We start from the raw sequence: 19,416 nt of genomic DNA, 5'->3' as shown, positions 1-19,416 counted from the left end.
ATCCGGGCTAAACCGCGTCGCGCTGCCCTTCAGCCGAGTTTTGGCAGAAGGGCAGCGCGTTCTGCGTTGCCTTCACTTTTGCTCTTCGACACTCTTTGGCCGAGCACTATGCTGGGAGCACGGTGATGACGAGGAGCCATCCTTTATAGATGGGTTGGAGTTTTGAAACTCGAACTGAAAGGGATCACGAAGCGCTTCGGATCCCTCGTAGCCAATGACCACATCGATCTCGTGGTTGAACCCGGCCAAGTCCATTGCCTCCTCGGCGAAAACGGTGCCGGTAAATCCACCCTGATGAATGTCCTTTACGGACTCTACGATCCCAGTGACGGCGAAATCCTGGTCGACGGCAAGCCGGTCGTTTTCAAGGGTCCCGGAGATGCCATGGCGGCAGGGATCGGAATGGTCCACCAGCACTTCATGCTGATTCCGGTATTCACGGTCGCCGAAAATGTCGCGCTGGGAAACGAAGCCACCAAGGCAGCCGGCTTCCTGAACCTGGATGAAACCCGCCGCAGGATCTCCGAGATTTCCAAGCAGTACGGATTCCACGTCGACCCCGATGCCCTCGTGGAAGACCTGCCCGTGGGCGTGCAGCAACGGGTCGAGATCATCAAGGCACTAGTGCGCGACGCCGAAGTCCTGATTCTCGATGAACCGACCGCGGTTCTCACTCCGCAGGAAACCGATGAGCTCCTGGACATCATCCGGCAGCTCAAGGCGGCCGGAAAATCGATTGTCTTCATTTCGCACAAGCTGCGTGAGGTCAAGGAAATATCGGACATCATCACGGTGATCCGGCGTGGCAAAGTAGTGGGCTCGGCTGATCCCTCGGCGTCCCCGACGGAACTCGCCTCGGCGATGGTGGGCCGGGCGGTCAGCCTGACCCTGGAAAAGAAGCCAGCCCAACCGGGGGAGGCGACCTTCAAGGTCCGGAACCTGACCGTCGTGGACCACAATGGCCAGCACGTCGTGGACGGGCTGAGTTTCGACATCGCCAAGGGTGAAGTGCTCGCCATCGCCGGTGTCCAAGGCAACGGCCAGACGGAGCTCACGGAAGCCATCCTCGGCGTCCAGCAGCACGTCACCGGATCCATCGTCCTCGACGACGTCGAACTGCTCGGCAAGAGCGTCAAACAGGTTCTGTCCGCCGGCGTCGGGTTCGTCCCTGAGGACCGCAAGATCGACGGCCTGGTGGGAACATTTTCCATTTCCGAGAACATGATCCTGGACTTGTACGACAAGCCGCCTTTTGCCCAAGGCATCGGTATGAAACCGGCCTTGATTGCTTCCCACGCGGAGAAGAAGGTCGAGGAGTTCGATGTGCGGACGCCGTCGATCGATGTCGCCGTGGGTACGCTCTCCGGAGGCAACCAGCAAAAGGTGGTCCTGGCTAGGGAACTGTCCCGGCCATTGAGGCTTTTCATCGCATCGCAGCCCACCCGGGGCCTCGACGTCGGCTCCATCGAATTCGTGCACAAGCGGGTCATTGCCGAACGGGATAACGGAACTCCGGTGATGATCGTGTCCACAGAGCTCGATGAAGTGCTTGAGCTCGCCGACAGGATCGCCGTTCTCTACCGGGGAAAGCTTGTGGGGATCGTTCCCGCCGGTACCTCCCGCGATGTGCTGGGCTTGATGATGGCCGGCGTTCCGGAACATGAGGCAGAACTGACTGCGCACAAGACCCTCGAGGGAGGAACACATGTCTGAGTCCAACACCCCTCGACAAGAAAACGAAGTCGAGCCGGAGCGCCCGGAAACATTGGACGACGAGGTCGTCCTGGACGTCGCACTGGACACGGCGGACGGCGCAATGGCCCCGTCTGTGATTCCGGCTACCAGCCAGGGCGGACAGATCCCGCACGCTGCCGGTGGTTCGGTCTTCCGGCAGATCGTGACCGGAAACGCCATGGTCTCGGTGTTGTCCGTGCTGCTCGCGATTGTGCTCGGCGGAATCCTAATGGCCGTGACCAACCCCAAAGTGGCCGAAACGGCAGGCTATTTCTTCGCGCAGCCGGGGGACATGCTCACCGAGGTCTTCAGGCCCTACGTGGCGCTGGTCCAGGGGTCGATATTCAACTGGGCCGGGGCCGACGCCGCAGCCCAGCTGTACCCGATCACTGAGACCCTGACGGTGTCAACGCCACTGATCCTGGCCGGACTCGGCGTGGCCTTGGCCTTCCGTGCGGGCCTGTTCAACATCGGTGCGCAAGGGCAAATCATCTTTGGCGCGCTGTTCGGTGCCTACGTGGGCTTCACCTGGCACTTGCCTTTCCTGGTTCACTTGCTGCTCGTCATCGTTGCCGGATTCGTCGGCGGCGCGGTGTGGGGCGGCGTCGTCGGCCTCCTCAAGGCCCGGACCGGCGCGCATGAGGTCATCGTGACCATCATGCTGAACTACATCGCCAACTTCCTCCTCCTGTTCCTCCTGACCACTCCGGCTTTCCAGCGCAAGGGCTCGACCAACCCGATCTCGCCCTTCCTGGACCAGTCGGCATTGTTCCCGGAGTTGCTCGGCCCCCAGTTCAGGCTCCACGCGGGCTTCCTCCTTGCCGTGCTGGCAACGGTTTTCGTCTGGTGGCTCCTGAAGCGCTCCACGCTCGGCTTTGAATTCCGGGCCGTGGGCGCCAACCAGAGCGCAGCACGCACCGCTGGAATCAACGTTCCCCGCGCCGTGATCCTGGTGATGGCGCTTGCGGGTGCGCTTGCGGGCCTGGCCGGCATTGCTCAGGTATCCGGAACGGAGAAATACCTCTCGGGAGGCGTCGCGGCTTCCATCGGATTCGATGCCATCACGGTCGCTCTGCTGGGCCGGTCGACGCCCTGGGGAACCTTCTTCGCCGGGCTCCTGTTCGGGGCGTTCCGTGCGGGAGGCGTCGCGATGCAGGCCGAAACCCAGACCCCCATCGACATCGTCTTGGTCATCCAGTCCTTGATCGTCCTGTTCATCGCGGCACCGCCCCTGGTGCGGGCGATCTTCGGACTAAACCCGCGGAAAAAGAAGAAGGCCACTGGCGGCCCCGGCTCCGGAAGCATCCCCTCCGGAAAACTCGAGAGCGGAGCTGCAACAGCATGAGCACCACAACAACTCAGCCCGGCGGTGGCACACCCGCCGGTAACGCCCCGGCGAGCCCCGGAAAAACGGGTGCCACCGAGCTGGTGAGCTGGAAGGCCGGAATCGGACTGTCCTTGCTCGCAATCCTCGGAACCGTGCTGTTCGGTTTCATGTCGAATTCGAAGTCGGCAGGCTTCGGCATTGCCGAGGCGGCCAATGAAGCGGCCTCCAGTGTTGCTGCGTTGGTCACGTTCGTCCTGGCCCTTCTGCTTTCGGTCGGTCTCGGATACCTGTGGTTCGTTCGCCGTCGTTCGGGCCTCGCGTCGGGTTCAGGCACGGTACCGGGTTGGTTGCCCGCATCCACCGTCGCCGCCGTGGTGGTCCTCGGCCTTGCCGCGCTCGGAGTGGCAAAGGTTTCCAAGATCACGCTTCCTTCGGCGGCCATCGGCTGGATCGCCGCGGTGATTCTCCTCGGCCTGGCCGGCTACACGGTGTATCTCACCCAGGCGAAGAAGTCCGCACCCCGCTGGGTGGGCGGTACATTTGCCGCAGTGTTCCTCATCGGCTTCATGGTCTGGATCGTGGCCGGCGGAAATGGCGACGAGCCGTCGATCTCCCTCGCCGGACTGATCGCAGGATCCGTAACCTTGGCCGTGCCGCTGGTCTTCGGATCCCTTTCCGGCGTCCTGTGCGAACGCGTCGGTGTGGTCAACATTGCCATTGAAGGGCAGCTCCTGCTGGGAGCATTCTCCGCGGCCGTTGTTGCCACGGTGACGCACAATGTCTACGCCGGGCTGGTCGCGGCGGCCGTCGCTGGAACGCTTGTTTCCTTGGTCCTGGCCGTGGTCAGCATCAAGTACCTCGTCAACCAGATCATCGTCGGCGTCGTGCTCAACGTCCTCATCAGTGGACTGACGAGCTTCCTCTTTTCGACGCTGCTGACGGCTGACCCGGATGGACTCAACAAGCCGGGGCGTTTGCCCCCGGTGGACATTCCCTTCCTGTCCGATATCCCCATCATCGGCCCCATCCTGTTCCACCAGTCCCTCGTGGGCTATTTGATGTACATCGCCGTGATCGTCGTTTACCTCGGCCTTTTCCACACGAAGTGGGGACTGCGCGTGAGGGCCGTCGGCGAACACCCGCAGGCAGCCGACACCGTGGGCATCAATGTCAACCGGACCCGTTTCTGGAACGTGCTCATGGGCGGTGCGATCGCGGGCATTGGCGGCTCGTTCTTCACCCTGGTATCCGTGGATGCGTTCAGCAAGGATATGTCCGGTGGCCGTGGGTATATCGCCCTGGCGGCGCTGATCTTCGGGCGCTGGAACCCGATCGGCGCCTTCCTGGCCGCGTTGCTGTTCGGCTTCGCGGACAACCTCCAGAGCGTCATTACCATCATCGGATCGCCCGTGCCGAGCCAGTTCATGGCCATGCTGCCTTACGCCTTGACGGTCTTCGCCGTCGCCGGATTGGTGGGCAGGTCCCGGCCGCCGGCGGCAAGCGGCATACCGTACGTCAAGGGCTGACCGTGGTGCTCACGGATAGCGAAGTGGACTGGGCGGCCCTCGAGGCCGCCGCGGTTACCGCCATGGGGAAGGCCTACGCTCCGTATTCGAAGTTCCCGGTGGGGGCCGCCGCACTCACCGAGGACGGGCGGATCGTCAGCGGATGCAACGTCGAGAACGCCAGCTACGGACTCACCCTGTGCGCCGAGTGCGCCCTGGTGGGAGACCTCCATATGGGTGGCGGCGGCAGATTGCGGGCGTTCTATTGCGTCGACTCGAAGGGCAATGTCCTCATGCCCTGTGGCCGGTGCAGGCAATTGCTCTATGAATTCCGGGCACCCGGCATGCAACTCATGACAACGCAGGGCATCAAGACCATGGACCAAGTGCTGCCGGATGCCTTCGGTCCCGACAACCTGGAGGAGAACCGGTGACACAGACTGAAGCGTTTGATGCCGTGCAGATCATCAGCATCAAGCGGGACAAAGGCACCTTGAGCCCGGAGCAGATCGACTGGACCATCGATGCCTATACCCGAGGCGTCATTGCCGACGAGCAGATGGCGGCCCTGAACATGGCCATCCTCCTCAACGGGATGGACCGTGCCGAGATCTCACGCTGGACCGAGGCGATGATCGCCTCGGGCGAGCGGATGGACTTCTCGAGCCTTCGGCGTCCCGACGGCGGCGTGAAGGCCACCACCGACAAACACTCCACCGGGGGCGTCGGGGACAAAATCACCCTTCCGCTGGCGCCGCTGGTGGCGGTCTTCGGGGTTGCGGTTCCCCAGCTTTCCGGCAGGGGACTGGGCCACACGGGCGGCACGCTCGACAAGCTCGAAGCAATTCCCGGTTGGCGGGCGAACCTGAGCAACGAGGAGATCCTGGCCCAGCTGCAGGACGTGGGTGCAGTCATCTGCGCCGCCGGCACGGGTTTGGCTCCGGCGGACAAGAAACTCTATGCCCTGCGCGACGTCACGGGCACGGTGGAAGCCATTCCCCTGATTGCCTCGTCCATCATGAGCAAGAAGATCGCCGAAGGCACGGGCTCCCTGGTGCTCGACGTGAAGGTGGGCTCCGGGGCGTTCATGAAGGACGAAGCCCGTGCCCGCGAACTGGCCGAAACCATGGTGGCCCTGGGCAAGGATGCGGGCGTCAACACGGTGGCCCTCCTGACGAACATGAGCACGCCGCTGGGCTTGACTGCGGGCAATGCCATCGAGGTGGAGGAGTCGGTGGATGTGCTTGCGGGCGGCGGTCCGGAAGACGTCGTCGAGCTGACTGTCAGGCTCGCCGAAGAGATGCTCGCCTGCGCCGGAGTGCACGACGCCGACCCCGCGGCCGCCCTCAAGGACGGCCGCGCGATGGACGTCTGGAACCGCATGATCGAAGCCCAAGGCGGCGATCCGCGTGCTGCCCTGCCGGTGGCCAAGGAATCCGAGGTCATTCCGGCTCCGGCCGACGGCGTCCTGGTGGAACTCGACGCCCTGGCCGTGGGTGTGGCTGCGTGGCGCCTCGGCGCCGGACGTGCCCGGAAGGAAGACATCGTCCAAGCCGGTGCAGGGGTGCGGATGCACGCCAAACCGGGCGCCCTGGTCCGGGCGGGGGAGCCACTCATGACCCTCCTGACCGACACCCCGGAAAAGTTCGAACGGGCCAAGGAAGCCTTGGAAGGCGCGGTGCTCATCGCGCCGGAAGGCTCACGGCCGGCACAACAGCTCATCATCGACCGGATTTCCTAGGCTGATCTCCCGGGCATTTTTGGGATGCTCGGGAGATAATCCCTGCGGCCATTCGTTAGGAAGACCGTGCAAGCCATCAACGACTTCATCCTCGCCGCGGCCGGGCAGCCTTGGGTCTTGCTTCTGGTTTTTGCCTGCTGCGTGATCGACGGTTTCTTCCCGCCGGTTCCCAGCGAGTCGATGGTGGTGGGACTCGCTGCAGTCTCCGCGACCGCGGGGATGCCCAACACGTGGCTGCTGATCCTGGTGGGGGCCCTTGGTGCTTTCACAGGCGACAACATCGCCTACTTGATCGGCCGCAAAGTAGGTGTTCGCCGCTGGCGGTGGACGCGTTCCCAACGGATGCAGGGTGCCTTCCGCTGGGCCGGGAGGGAACTTCGACGCCGGGCCGCGTCGCTGATCATGGTGGCCCGGTTCATCCCCGTCGGCCGCGTGGCGGTCAACCTGACAGCCGGTGCAACCCATTTCCCGCACGGCATGTTTGTGGGGCTCACGGCCATGTCTGCCGTTCTGTGGGCCAGTTATTCGGTGGCCATCGGTGTGTTCTTCGGCCAATGGTTCGAGCACAACCACCTGCTCGGAGCGATTATCGCGATCGGCGCGGCCATCATCCTGGGAATCATCGTGGACCGGATCATCAGCAAAGTCCGCGGGGCCACGCCTTCCACCGAAGAGGACGAGGAAACCGGGGAGCCCGAAGAGGAATCCCTCGTGTAGCAGGATGCTTCCATTCCAGCTTTCGAGCTAGCCTTAAATTGTGTTCTACCCCGGCCGGGCGTAGCGAACGACCTCCGGGCCGTGGGACACTGGATAGCGATCTATGTCACGCGACCGTGTGACTTTCCTTGAGGAGCAATGCCTGCGTGGAATTCATGAACCACATGCTCGAGCATGCCGCCGGGCAACCGTGGATCTACCCGGTGCTCCTGGTTTTCTTTTTCATCGACGGCTTTGCCACGATCCTTCCCAGTGAGACCGCGATCGTAGGGCTCTCGGCCCTTGCCATGCACCGGGGCGAGCCGAACCTGTGGCTCCTCGGCGCTACTGCGCTCGTCGGGGCCATGGCCGGCGACAACATGGCGTACATGCTGGGCCGCAAGATTGGCCTGGACCGCTGGAAATGGATGCGCAAGCCGAAGGTCCAGAAGATGTTCGCCTGGGCACATTACGAGCTGGACAAGCGCGGCGCTGTGCTTATCTTCACAGCCCGGTACATACCCTGGGGCCGGGTAGCCGTGAACTACGTCGCTGGACAGACCGGCTTCCGCCACAAGACCTTCTTCTTCCTGGATGCCTTCGCGTGCTTCACGTGGGTAGGTTATTCGATCGGCATTGGATCCCTGGCCGGCCACTGGGTGCACAACAACCCGCTCCTCGGCGTGGGGATTGCCGTGGCATTCGCTGTAGTGCTCGGCGTCATTGTGGACCACACCTTGCGTTGGTGGCACAAGCACCTTGAAAAGAGGGACGGGGAAAAGAAGGACGGCGAGAAGACGGAAGCAGCTTCTGCGGAAGCAGCTGCAGCAGACGCGGGTACCGCGGTTAACGCGGCGGCCGGCGTCGAGCGCTCGAACCCTGCTGGCTAAGCTTCTTCCGTCCCCCTAGAGTTGAGACGTGACTGAGCCTATTGTTGACGCCGCCCCTGCCCTTGACTTCGACCTGAAGAGCCTGCCGAAAGTTTCCCTTCACGACCATCTGGACGGGGGACTGCGCCCGGCCACCATCATTGAGCTGGCGGAGGCTGTCGGCCACACCCTGCCTTCCACGGATCCCGTAGCGCTGGGCCAGTGGTTCCGTGAGTCCGCCGACTCCGGTTCTTTGGTCCGCTACCTCGAAACCTTTGACCACACGATTGCTGTCATGCAGACCAAGGAAGGCCTGGCGCGCGTCGCCAAGGAATTCGTCGAGGACCTGGCTGACGACGGCGTCGTGTACGGCGAGATCCGTTGGGCACCCGAACAGCACCTGCAGAAGGGCCTCACCCTGGATGAGGTTGTGGAAGCGGTCCAGGAAGGGCTCGACGCCGGCGTGGACACCGTTGAGGAGTCCGGCCGCCAGATCCAGGTGGGCCAGCTCATCACGGCGATGCGCCACGCGGACCGCGGCCAGGAAATTGCCGAGCTCGCCGTACGCCACCGTTACAACGGAGCTGTCGGCTTCGACATCGCCGGAGCCGAGGACGGCTTCCTGCCTTCCCGCTTCAAGGACGCTTTCACCTACCTGGCCGAGCACAACTTCCCGGCTACGGTGCACGCCGGCGAAGCCGCGGGCCTGGAAAGCATCCAGTCCGCACTTGTGGACGGCCGCGCCCTGCGCTTGGGCCACGGCGTACGTATTGCGGAGGACATCACCGTCGAGTTCGAAGATGCCGAGGGCGAAGAAGCCGACGACGACGCCGAGGACACCGTCGGCATGGTCACTTTGGGTGAGGTGGCCGGCTGGGTCCGCGATCGCGGAATCGCGCTGGAAATCTGCCCCTCGTCCAACCTGCAGACCGGGGCAATCGCGAACTTCGGCGAGGGCATCGAGAACCACCCGCTGGACATGCTTTACCAATTGGGCTTCAACGTCACTATCAACACGGACAACCGGCTCATGAGCGGCGTGACGCTCACGGACGAGTTCGAGCTTCTCGTGGAGACCTTCGACTACGATCTCGACGACCTCCTCGAACTGACCCTCAACGCCGCCGAGTCGTCGTTCCTGCCGCTGGACGAAAAAGAAGCGTTGGTGGAGTACATCAACAACGCCTACGCCAACCTTGGCTAAGCAAACTCCTGCAGGCGCCGGTTCTCCTGAACGACCCACGGACGTGCTGGTTGGGCCCACTGCGGCAGGGGTCCCCGGCCGAGCTTGCGAGGTTGGGGAGTTGCTGGGGAAAATCGCCTCTTTGCGCGAGCACTGTCCGTGGATGGGGGCGCTGACCCACGAATCCCTCGTCGAGTACCTGATCGAGGAAGCGTACGAGGTGGTCGACTCGATTGAGGCCGGCGCGTCCGGTTCCGATACAGCCGACGAACTCCAGGGCGAGCTGGGCGACGTGCTGCTCCAAGTGGTGCTCCACGCCCGGCTCGCCGAGGAGCAAGGACAATTCACCTTCGACGACGTCGCACGCGCCATCACGGAGAAGATGGTGCGGCGCAACCCGCACGTCTTCAAGCCGGACGGGTCCTTGCAGGAATCCTTCCCGGCCACCGTGGAGGAGATCGTCGAAAAATGGGACGCCGTGAAGAAGGCCGAAAAGCCCGGGCGTTCGGATCCCTTTGAAGGAATACCACCACACCTTCCTGCCCTCGCCCTGGCGCAAAAGTCGCTTGACCGTGCCGAGCGCGCGGGCGGCCCGGAACGCAGTGGCGGTCCAGTCGCGGCGGTGGAGGTTCCCGACTCCGAAGCTGCGCTTGGAGACTTGCTGCTCGCCGTCGTCGCGGGCTCGAGGGAGAAGGGTTTCGACGCCGAACGGGCCCTGCGCAGTGCCGTCCGCCGCTACCAGGGGCGCGACGGGGAAGCCACAAAACGTGAGGGGTCCGACGCTGTTCCGTAACCTTGGCCGGTCTCGACTAGGCTAGTGGCGACGAGGACGTCGAGAATTTCCCTCAAGATTCCCAGTAAATCGCTTCACCATAAGGAGCAGTCCATGGCGCTTATCGATGCCATCCACGCCCGCGAGATCCTTGATTCCCGCGGAAACCCGACAGTAGAAGTTGAAGTTCTGCTTTCCGATGGCCAGATCGGCCGCGCGGCAGTTCCCTCCGGTGCTTCCACCGGCGAGCATGAAGCCGTTGAACTGCGCGACGGCGACAAGGGCCGTTACCTCGGCAAGGGCGTCCAGAAGGCCGTTGACGCGGTCATCGACGAAATCGCCCCGGCCCTGATCGGCTTCGACGCCACGGACCAGCGCAGCATCGACCAGGCCATGATCGACCTCGACGGCACCCCGAACAAGGGCAAGCTCGGCGCCAACGCCATCCTCGGCGTTTCCCTCGCCGTGGCCAACGCAGCCGCCGCCTCCGCGGACCTTCCCCTGTACAAGTACCTGGGTGGCCCGAACGCCCACGTCCTGCCCGTCCCGCTGATGAACATCCTCAACGGTGGCTCCCACGCCGACTCCGACGTCGACATCCAGGAATTCATGATCGCCCCGATCGGCGCCGAGACCTTCTCCGAAGGCCTGCGCTGGGGCGTTGAGGTCTACCACAACCTCAAGTCGGTCCTGCAGGCCAAGGGCCTCTCCACCGGCCTCGGCGACGAAGGCGGCTTCGCGCCGAACCTGCCGTCCAACCGCGCCGCACTGGACCTGATCCAGGAAGCCATCAGGAACGCCGGCTACACCCCGGGCAAGGACATCGCCCTAGCGCTGGACGTCGCCTCCTCCGAGTTCTACAAGGACGGCGCCTACCAGTTCGAAGGCAAGGCACTCTCGGCCACCGAGATGAGCGCCTACTACGCCGAACTCGTTGCCGACTACCCGCTGGTCTCCATCGAAGACCCGCTGGACGAAAACGACTGGGAAGGCTGGAAGACCCTCACCGACGCCATCGGTGACAAGGTCCAGCTGGTTGGCGACGATCTCTTCGTCACCAACCCGATCCGCCTGCAGCAGGGCATCGACTCCGCCACGGCCAACTCCCTGCTCGTCAAGGTCAACCAGATCGGTTCACTGACCGAAACCCTGGACGCCGTTTCCCTGGCCCAGCGCTCCGGTTACACCACCATCACCTCGCACCGCTCCGGCGAAACCGAGGACACCACCATTGCTGACATCGCCGTTGCCACCAACGCTGGCCAGATCAAGACCGGTGCCCCGGCCCGCTCCGAGCGCGTCGCCAAGTACAACCAGCTGCTGCGCATCGAAGAAGAGCTCGACGACGCCGCACGCTACGCCGGCCGCAGCGCTTTCCCGCGTTTCAAGGGCTAGTATCCGCTGAAACAGCTGACCGGTGGCTATGGTGGAAAGACCATAGCCACCGGTTCTGTTTAACGAAATGTGCGAGCACTTCGGCAAACCGCAGGCTCCGTGAGCCACGCAACGCGCAGCAACCCGCCAGGCAAGCACCAGGCATTACAGGAGTGTCATGGCCACCCGCCGCCCCAAGGTCCCCCGGGCAGATGCCCTGGGCCGGTCGCCACAAAAGAACCCCGACGGCGGCCATGTTATCCGTGCCGACTTCGGCGAGTCCCGCAAGGCAAGCGCTGGCCAGCAAGAGAGCCAGGTTCACGCCGGGTCCAGGACGTCGTCCAATACCAGGGCCGAAGGCGGCACCCAAAGCAAGGGCCAGTCCGGATCCAAGGCTGGTTCCGCGGCGAAACCAGGAGGTTCGCTTCCGGGCAGGCCGGGAAACGCCCCGGTTGCCGGCAAGGCATCCAACAAAACGCCCGGTGCCGGCTCCGCCCACCTCGACAAGGACCGCAGCACGCGCCCCGTGCCCGCGAAGGCGTTCTCCGGCCGCATGCTTGCCCTCGCCGTGGTGATGATAGCGATCACCATCATGCTCGCGCCGACAGTCAAGATCTGGTTGGAGAAAAAGGCGGAAATCTCCGGCCTTGAAGCCGACATTGCCAGCAAACAGGCCGAGCAGGCCAGCCTCCAGAAGCAGATCACGCGGTGGCAGGACCCCAACTATGTGAAACAACAAGCCCGAGACCGCATTAACATGGTTATGCCGGGTGAAGCAGGCTACTGGGTGTTTGGTGGAGACGTTCCCGCCGGAACACCGGGCGGAAGCACCAGCTCAGGAGCTTCCGGAAGCCCGTCCAATCTGCCATGGGTGGATGGCCTGTGGGAATCCATCAGGCGCTCGGCAACAGACTAGACGCGGTGCCCGCCGCCGTCGCGCCCTGACGGGAGCGGCCAAACAGGGCAGGAAGGATGGCAGCGCCAGTGGAAGACAACTCGGCACCTGCATCGCAGGAGTCCCGCAAGCCATCAGCACACGATCTCGAAATCCTCAGCCGCCAGCTCGGACGGCCGGTGCGCGACGTCGTCGAAATCCCGGCGCGCTGCGTGTGCGGCAACCCGCTGGTTGCCGCGACCGCTCCGCGCTTGAGCAATGGCACACCGTTTCCCACGACGTTCTACTTGACGCACCCCGTCATCACCGCCGCCGTGTCGCGGCTGGAAGCCGGGGGGCTCATGAATGAGATGAACGAACGGCTCACGGCTGACGAGCCGTTGGCAGCGGCCTACAGGAGCGCCCACGAAGCCTATCTCCAGGCGCGTGACGAGATCGCCGGACGGGCCGGCACCGGGGATGTCCCCGAGATCGCAGGCGTCTCTGCCGGCGGCATGCCCACCCGCGTCAAGTGCCTGCACGTACTGGTCGGCCACTCCCTGGCCGCCGGTCCCGGCGTCAATCCGCTCGGCGACGAGGCCATCGGGGCGATCAGCGAGTGGTGGACCACGGACCGCTGCTATTGCGACGGCGCGTGGGACAGCGCAGGGGAGGCCCCCTCCCGGGACCTCAGCCGCCACGGACCGCAGGGCCTGCCGGACATCGTGGGCCGTCCCGCCCCGGTCCGCAAATCCAAGTCCTCCCATGCAACAGAGCCATCAGGGGAACCAACCGCAGGGGAGCTCAACGTATGAACCGGGTAGCTGCCATCGATTGCGGCACCAATTCGATTCGGCTCCTGATCGCGGATTCAAACGGTGTGGACGCAGGCTCCCCCTTGCGGGACGTTGTGCGCGAGATGCGCGTGGTGCGGCTGGGCCAAGGGGTTGACGCCACCGGCGAACTTGCCCCCGAGGCGCTCGAACGCACCTTTGCGGCAACCGCCGACTACGCCGAGCTGATCCGCCATCATGGCGCCAGGGGCGTCCGTTTCGTGGCGACCTCTGCGAGCCGGGACGCCCGCAACAGGGACGTCTTTGTTGACGGGATCCGGGACCTGCTGGGCGTCGAACCCGAGGTCATCTCCGGCGACGAAGAGGCGGCCCTGTCTTTCGCCGGTGCGAGCAGCGTGCTGCCTTCGCGCGGCAAGGACCCGGTCCTTGTAGTGGACCTTGGCGGCGGAAGCACCGAGTTCGTCCTCGGAGACTCCGACGGCGTCATCGCCGCCAAGTCCGTCGACATCGGCTGCGTGCGGCTGACCGAACGGCACCTCCGCAACGACCCTCCGACGCCGGAGCAGATCGCCGCCGCGGAAGCCGACGTCGACGCAGCCATTGATCTCGTCGCCCGCACGGTCCCGCTGGGCCGGGCCACCGCCGTCGTGGGCGTTGCCGGTTCCGTCACCACCATCACGGCGCACGCCTTGGGCCTGAGCGAGTACGATCCCGCACTCATCCACGGTGCCAGCCTGGACCTCGCGACCATCACCGACGCCGCCACCAGCCTGCTGGAAATGAGCCGCGAGGAACGGGCCCGGCTGCCCTACATGCACCCCGGACGTGTCGACGTCATCGGAGCCGGAGCCCTCGTATGGCGCCGTATCCTTCAGCGCCTGGCTGAGCTGGGAGGGGGTTCCATCACTGCGGCCACCTCCAGCGAGCACGACATCCTCGACGGCATCGCGCTGAGCATCCGGCGTACTCGGAGTACTCGTTAAGGGTGGGTATTCGTTGATGACGTTGCCACACGGCTGGCGCCGCCGGACAGCATCGGCCGCGCTGGCCGCCATGCTGGCCGGGGGAACCCTTGCAGGGGCCCTGCTCACCGCACCTTCGGCGTTCGCCGACTCCTGGCGGGACAAGGAGTACTGGCTCAGCGAGTACGGCATTTCCGCAGCCTGGCAGGTATCCAAGGGTGCGGGAGTGAAAGTCGCCATCATCGACAGCGGGGTGGACGGGCAACACCCCGACCTCAAGGGCGCGGTGGTCGGCGGAACCGACGCTTCCGGTGCGGGCGATCCGAACGGACAGAAGAGCATCGGGGCCAAACCCGAGCACGGGACCCTCGTTGCAACTCTCCTTGCAGGGCGCGGACACGCTTCGGCCGGCCCATCGGGGTCTCCGTCGCCGACGTCGTCTCCCTCGCCCGATTCCAGTGTTGGCCCGGACGGAATCGTGGGCGTCGCCCCCGAGGCCGAGATCTTATCCGTCTCCGCTTGGCTCGGTTCGCCGAATCCGGCAGGCAAGACGGACCAGGAACAGATTCCCGAAGCTGTTCGATGGGCCGTGGACAACGGCGCGAAGGTCATCAATATTTCCCTTGGCAGCACCTCGCCCGATTGGCCCCAAAGCTGGGACGCGGCGTTCCTGTATGCCGAACAAAAGGACGTGGTGATCGTGGCCGCGGCCGGCAACCGGATCGGCGGAAACGTCCAGGTGGGCGCGCCCGCCACGATTCCGGGTGTCCTGACGGTGGCAGGACTCGACCGGAACCGTACGGCCAGCGTCGATGCTTCTTCGCAGGGAATCAGCATCGGCGTCTCGGCGCCAGCGGAAAAGCTGGTGGGTGGCCTGCCCGGGGGGAGCTATGAAGATTGGGCTGGCACGTCCGGCTCCGCACCGATTGTCTCCGGCGTCGCAGCGCTGATCCGCTCGAAATGGCCGGATATGAGCGCCAAGCAGGTCATCAACAGGATTGTGTCCACGGCCGAGGATGCAGGGGCGCCCGGCAAGGACCCCATCTACGGCTACGGCATCCTCAATGCCGAGGCGGCCCTGAAAGCCGATGTGCCCGAAGTGGCGAGCAATCCGGTGGGATCCATTGCGGAATGGATCCGGGTCCATCGGCGCGGGGACCTCAGCAGCCCCACGCCTCAGCCAACGTCGAAACCGAGCATCCCGGCAGCCACCTTTGCGGATCCCACAGTTCCTGCGGCGAAGGCGCCCTCGCAAGCCGACACTGCGGTTCCGGCCGCGGTGGTCATCGGCTTTGGTTCGCTGTTCGTGGCGATCGTTGCGGGCGCCTCCGTCCAATTGAGGCGCGCCTACCGGAGCTCCGCGGAATTGCCCGAGGAGCCCGCGACCGGCGCGGTGGACGTCGTGGATCCGAGCGGCCCGAAATAGCCTCCGGCGCTGGTGCGTAGCTTCGGGAATTAGTTAGTGAAGATTTTCACAAGGTGCTGTACTCTATTCTTATGGCAACCACCCCTGAGCTCATTGACCGTCCCCGTGTTCTCGTTGTCGGCGGCGGATACGTCGGCCTGTACGTAGCACTCAAGCTGCAGAAGAAGATCGCGAACGCCGGCGGCATCGTCACCGTCGTTGATCCCCTTCCCTACATGACCTACCAGCCCTTCCTCCCCGAAGTGGCCGGCGGCAACATCGAGGCGCGCCACGCCGTCGTCTCGCACCGCCAGCACCTCAAGCAGACGGAACTCATCCAGGGCCGCGTCACCAGCATCGACCACCAGAACCGCACCGCTGTTGTTGCTCCGGCCGACGGTGGAGAGCCTTTCGAGATCCCTTACTTCGACGTCGTGGTTGCCGCCGGCGCCATTACCCGCACGTTCCCCATCAAGGGCCTCGCTGACGAAGGCATTGGCCTGAAGACCATCGAAGAAGCGGTCGCCCTGCGAAACAAGGTCCTTGAGCGCATCGAGGTCGCCTCCACGATGACGAACGCCGCCGAGCGCGCCAAGGCCCTGACCTTCGTGGTCGTGGGTGGCGGTTTCGCCGGTATCGAGTGCATCACCGAGATGGAAGACCTCGCCCGCGCTGCCGTCAAGAACAACTCGCGCATCCGCCAGGAAGAAGTCCGCTTCGTTCTTGTCGAAGCCATGGGCCGCATCATGCCCGAGGTCACCGCAGCCCAGGCCGAGTGGGTTGTTGAACACCTGCGCAGCCGCGGCATCGAGGTCCTGCTCAACACCTCCCTCGACAACGCAGAGGGTAGCCTCAAGCTCATCAACCTGCCGGACAAGTCCCCTGCCCAGGAGTTTGAAGCCGACACCCTCGTGTGGACTGCAGGCGTGCAGGCCAACCCGATGATCCGTTCCACCGACTTCCCGCTCGAGCCTCGCGGACGTGTCCGTGTCCTCCCGGACCTGCGTATTGCAGGCGACGAAGGCATCATCGACAACGCCTGGGCGGCCGGCGATATCGCTGCCGTTCCGGACCTCACAGGCAGCGGCCTGCCGGACGGCACCTGCGTTCCCAACGCCCAGCACGCACTGCGTCAGGCCAAGCGCCTCGCCAAGAACTTGTGGGCCTCCCGCTGGGACAAGCCCATGGCCGACTACAAGCACAAGAACCTTGGTGCGGTTGCCGGCTTCGGCGAATGGAAGGGCGTTGCCAACATCAACATCCTGGGCCGTATCGGCCTCAAGGGCGGACTCGCCTGGCTGGCCCACCGCGGTTACCACGGCTTGGCCATCCCTACCGGTGAGCGCAAGGTCCGCGTGATCTTCAACTGGCTCCTGGGCATGACCATGGGCCGCGACACCACCCAGCTGCTGGACCTCGACAACCCGCGCGGAGCCTTCGTGGCCGCGGCCACCCCGGCCCCCAAGCCGGCCGCCGCGCCCGCGCCGGCTGCTGAGCCTGCTGAGGCCAAGGCTCCGGTCACGGCTGACGCCAAGTAGCAAACGCCAAGTAGTACCGCCGACGGCGGCCGTCTCCCCACCAGGGAGGCGGCCGCCGTCGTCGTTTAACTACGGGTCCTAGACTTGCTGCATGGCTGGCGAAAGCGATCTGACGACTCTCCTGACATCCATGCACCCCGTGCTTCGAGACGGCGACTATGTGTACGCATTGTGGCCTCACGGTAAACCGCTTGAAGGCAACATCGAGGCCGCTGTCCGCGAAGCGGAAGGCCTCACCGTGGTGCTGCGCCGGGAGGAAGCCGGGCGCCTGGGATTGTCCTACGATTTCGTGGCGGCGTGGATCACCCTCCAGATCCACTCTGCGCTGGAAGCTGTGGGGCTCACCGCGGCAGTCAGCTCCGCCCTCACGGCAGCTGGTATCAGTTGCAATGTCCTGGCCGGGTTCCATCACGACCACCTTTTGGTTCCATCCGCCGAACGCGGGCACGCCATGGAAGTGCTTGGACTGCTGTGCCAAGGCGTGGTGCTTCGAACTGAGAGGCCGGCCGACCGCGAGTCCGTGCTGGCGCTCACCGCTGCCGCCTTTTCCACCAGCCCGATCACCGGGCTGCCCGTCGAAGGAGTCCCGGCCGAAGTGACGCTGCTGCGTGAACTTTTCGACTGCGATGAGTACCTGCCGGAGTTCAGCATCGTGGCCGAGATTGCCGGTGAGATCGTAGGCCACGTCATCAGTACCCGCGGCTGGATCGGGGAGCTCCGGCTTTTGGGGCTGGGGCCCATCAGCGTCCAGCCGCACCTGCAGCGGCGCGGCATCGGATCTGCGCTCTTGCGGGAAACCGCGCGACGGGCCGACGATGCGGGCGAACCGGGCATCGCCCTGCTGGGCAGCACCGCGTACTATCCGCGCTTCGGATTTCTTCCCGCCCGGAAGTTGGGCGTGATGGCCCCCGATGCCGGGTGGGGAGACCATTTCCAGTTGTTTCCCCTCAAAGCATGGCCCGACGGCGTCAGCGGAACCTTTCGTTATGCGGCGCCATTCGAACGGCTCTAGGAGACGAGGGAGGGGAGTGCGCTGGGTTACGATTATCCGGGCGCCCCAGTAGCCCAATTGGCAGAGGCAGCGGACTTAAAATCCGCGTGTTGTGGGTTCGAGTCCCACCTGGGGCACGCATGCGAAATGCGAGTCGTGCCGCCCCCCTTGTTTGCGCCAAGCTGTGCCGTGACGAGAATTTAACCCCGCGTTCATGCGAAGGGCTGTCCGAGCATGGCGGTGATCCACCGTTATTAGATCCTGACCTGCATATATGTGTTCTAGGACACATATTTGGTAGTACTCTCATGGAACATGTTCGAAGTGAAAGTGACTTCGGGCGAATGACCACGAATCAGACGCACCGCGGAGGCTATTTATGTACAGGAAGAAAGTCATTTCGGCGATTGCAGCAGCAGCCACCCTTGGCATGCTAGTGGCGGGCTGTGCGAATCAGACTGCCCCTAGCGGCACGGAGACCTCGGGCGCCGGCGGCAGGATCAATATCCCTGCGATTTCCAAAGTCGACGTTCCTGCCGGAGCTGTTTTGCCTGCAGGCGATGGCAAGGGAACATGCCCGTCAACCACCACCCTTGCCTATGCCGGTGCCGAGACAGGACCCAACGCCCAGCTGGGTATCAACATCTTCAACGGCATCCAACTGGCCATCAACCAGCACAACGCCGCGAACCCCGGCTGCCAGGTCCAGTTCAAGAAATTCGACACTGAAGGCGATCCGAACAAGGCCACAGGCCCGGTGACGCAGATTGTTTCCGAGCCGGACATCATCGGAGTGGTGGGCTTGCCCTTCTCGGGAGAGTCAAAGGCCACCGGCAACATCTTCGAGCAGAAGGGCTTGGTGCACATCACGCCCTCCGCTACCAACCCGAGCCTGACCAAGAACGGCTGGACCACGTTCTTCCGCGCCCTCGGCAATGACGCCGTCCAGGGTCCAGCGGCAGCAAAGTTCCTCACGGACAAGCTGCAGGCAAAGAAGGTCTACCTCGTCCAGGACGACTCTGACTATGGCATCGGTCTGGGAACCACAACGTCCGCGGCCCTTGGCTCCGCGATGGTGGGGTCCGACAAGGTCGTCACTGGCCAGAAGGACTTCTCGGCCGTGATTTCCAAGATCATGAACGCCAAGGCAGACACCGTTTACTACGCCGGCTACTACGCAGAGGGTGCCCCCTTCGACCAGCAACTGGTCGCAAAAGGATTCACCGGATCCTTCGTGGGCCCCGATGGCGTGAAGGATGACCAGTTCATCAAGCTGGCCGGCGATGCGTCGTCCAACTCGTACTTCACCTGCCCCTGCATCCCGGGCGAGCTGATCCCGAGCTTCGAGACCGAGTACAAGAAGCTCGCCAACGCGGAGCCCGGAACCTACTCCATTGAAGGTTACGACGCCGTCACGGTCTTGCTCTCGGGCATCGACAAGGGCAAGCAGTCCCGCGCGGACCTTCTTTCCTGGGTCAAGTCCTACGATGCTGATGGCCTGTCGAAGCACTACAAGTGGGATTCAACCGGCGAACTGGCAACGCCTGATGTTTACGGCTACAAAGTTGAGAGCGGCAAGATCGTTCCCATCGGCGTCATCGGAAAATAACACCGAGCCCAGATGAATGCTGGGGGTTAGCATCCATGCCGA

17 protein-coding genes and 1 tRNA gene are annotated in these 19,416 nt (G+C 64.0%); all 18 read left to right on the top strand.

Going from position 1 to position 19,416, the window contains the following annotated elements; translation table 11 throughout:
- The first annotated feature begins 162 nt into the window (after window positions 1–162).
- The 18 genes from QRN59_RS03385 to QRN59_RS03300 all read left to right on the top strand — a co-directional run bounded on the left by QRN59_RS03385 (window position 163) and on the right by QRN59_RS03300 (window position 19,374).
- Entirely contained in the window at window positions 163–1,713 is a 1,551-nt protein-coding gene (locus QRN59_RS03385) for an ABC transporter ATP-binding protein (protein ID WP_284981092.1), read from the top strand.
- Window positions 1,706–3,079, top strand: a complete 1,374-nt coding sequence (locus QRN59_RS03380) for an ABC transporter permease (protein WP_502871015.1) — start codon at window positions 1,706–1,708, stop codon at window positions 3,077–3,079. Before QRN59_RS03385 ends, QRN59_RS03380 begins: the two co-directional genes overlap by 8 nt.
- Window positions 3,076–4,587 carry an ABC transporter permease gene (locus tag QRN59_RS03375; RefSeq protein ID WP_284981091.1) on the top strand — a complete coding sequence of 504 codons (1,512 nt, stop codon included), beginning with the start codon at window positions 3,076–3,078 and terminating at the stop codon, window positions 4,585–4,587. Before QRN59_RS03380 ends, QRN59_RS03375 begins: the two co-directional genes overlap by 4 nt.
- 2 nt (window positions 4,588–4,589) lie before the next feature.
- Window positions 4,590–5,000 carry a cytidine deaminase gene (locus QRN59_RS03370; RefSeq protein WP_284981090.1) on the top strand — a complete coding sequence of 137 codons (411 nt, stop codon included), beginning with the start codon at window positions 4,590–4,592 and terminating at the stop codon, window positions 4,998–5,000.
- Window positions 4,997–6,307: a thymidine phosphorylase gene (locus QRN59_RS03365; protein ID WP_284981089.1), complete on the top strand. Its 1,311-nt coding sequence runs from the start codon at window positions 4,997–4,999 to the stop codon at window positions 6,305–6,307. The genes QRN59_RS03370 and QRN59_RS03365 overlap by 4 nt, the downstream gene beginning before the upstream one ends.
- Window positions 6,308–6,373: 66 nt before the next feature.
- Window positions 6,374–7,024: a DedA family protein gene (locus QRN59_RS03360; protein WP_284981088.1), complete on the top strand. Its 651-nt coding sequence runs from the start codon at window positions 6,374–6,376 to the stop codon at window positions 7,022–7,024.
- A gap of 164 nt (window positions 7,025–7,188) precedes the next feature.
- Window positions 7,189–7,893 (top strand): DedA family protein, encoded by a 705-nt coding sequence (locus tag QRN59_RS03355; protein WP_284981311.1) that lies wholly within the window; start codon window positions 7,189–7,191, stop codon window positions 7,891–7,893.
- A gap of 28 nt (window positions 7,894–7,921) precedes the next feature.
- A complete protein-coding gene (locus QRN59_RS03350; protein ID WP_284981087.1) occupies window positions 7,922–9,076 on the top strand; it encodes an adenosine deaminase in 1,155 nt (384 codons plus the stop codon).
- Between the two features lie 142 nt (window positions 9,077–9,218).
- A complete protein-coding gene (locus tag QRN59_RS03345; RefSeq protein WP_284981086.1) occupies window positions 9,219–9,848 on the top strand; it encodes a MazG nucleotide pyrophosphohydrolase domain-containing protein in 630 nt (209 codons plus the stop codon).
- A 93-nt stretch (window positions 9,849–9,941) separates the two neighbouring features.
- Window positions 9,942–11,222, top strand: coding sequence for a phosphopyruvate hydratase (gene eno, locus QRN59_RS03340; RefSeq protein WP_284981085.1), 1,281 nt, complete (start codon window positions 9,942–9,944; stop codon window positions 11,220–11,222).
- 157 nt (window positions 11,223–11,379) lie between these two features.
- Window positions 11,380–12,117 (top strand): FtsB family cell division protein, encoded by a 738-nt coding sequence (locus QRN59_RS03335; protein ID WP_284981084.1) that lies wholly within the window; start codon window positions 11,380–11,382, stop codon window positions 12,115–12,117.
- Window positions 12,118–12,173: 56 nt separating this feature from the next.
- Complete coding sequence (locus tag QRN59_RS03330; RefSeq protein WP_284981083.1) at window positions 12,174–12,890, top strand: DUF501 domain-containing protein; 717 nt, start codon at window positions 12,174–12,176, stop codon at window positions 12,888–12,890.
- Window positions 12,887–13,852, top strand: a complete 966-nt coding sequence (locus QRN59_RS03325) for a Ppx/GppA phosphatase family protein (RefSeq protein WP_284981082.1) — start codon at window positions 12,887–12,889, stop codon at window positions 13,850–13,852. Before QRN59_RS03330 ends, QRN59_RS03325 begins: the two co-directional genes overlap by 4 nt.
- A gap of 16 nt (window positions 13,853–13,868) precedes the next feature.
- On the top strand, window positions 13,869–15,257 hold the full coding sequence (locus tag QRN59_RS03320; RefSeq protein WP_284981081.1) for a S8 family serine peptidase: 1,389 nt from the start codon (window positions 13,869–13,871) through the stop codon (window positions 15,255–15,257).
- A 71-nt stretch (window positions 15,258–15,328) separates the two neighbouring features.
- On the top strand, window positions 15,329–16,774 hold the full coding sequence (locus QRN59_RS03315; protein WP_284981080.1) for an NAD(P)/FAD-dependent oxidoreductase: 1,446 nt from the start codon (window positions 15,329–15,331) through the stop codon (window positions 16,772–16,774).
- Window positions 16,775–16,865: 91 nt separating this feature from the next.
- Window positions 16,866–17,786 (top strand): N-acetyltransferase, encoded by a 921-nt coding sequence (locus tag QRN59_RS03310; protein WP_284981079.1) that lies wholly within the window; start codon window positions 16,866–16,868, stop codon window positions 17,784–17,786.
- 42 nt (window positions 17,787–17,828) lie between these two features.
- Window positions 17,829–17,902: transfer RNA gene (locus QRN59_RS03305), tRNA-Leu, on the top strand.
- A 242-nt stretch (window positions 17,903–18,144) separates the two neighbouring features.
- On the top strand, window positions 18,145–19,374 hold the full coding sequence (locus QRN59_RS03300) for a branched-chain amino acid ABC transporter substrate-binding protein (RefSeq protein ID WP_284981078.1): 1,230 nt from the start codon (window positions 18,145–18,147) through the stop codon (window positions 19,372–19,374).
- Window positions 19,375–19,416: the final 42 nt, after the last annotated feature.

Source organism: Arthrobacter sp. efr-133-TYG-118 (assembly GCF_030209755.1).
Taxonomy (GTDB): Bacteria; Actinomycetota; Actinomycetes; order Actinomycetales; family Micrococcaceae; genus Arthrobacter.
This window is presented reverse-complemented; position numbering and strand designations above follow the sequence as displayed.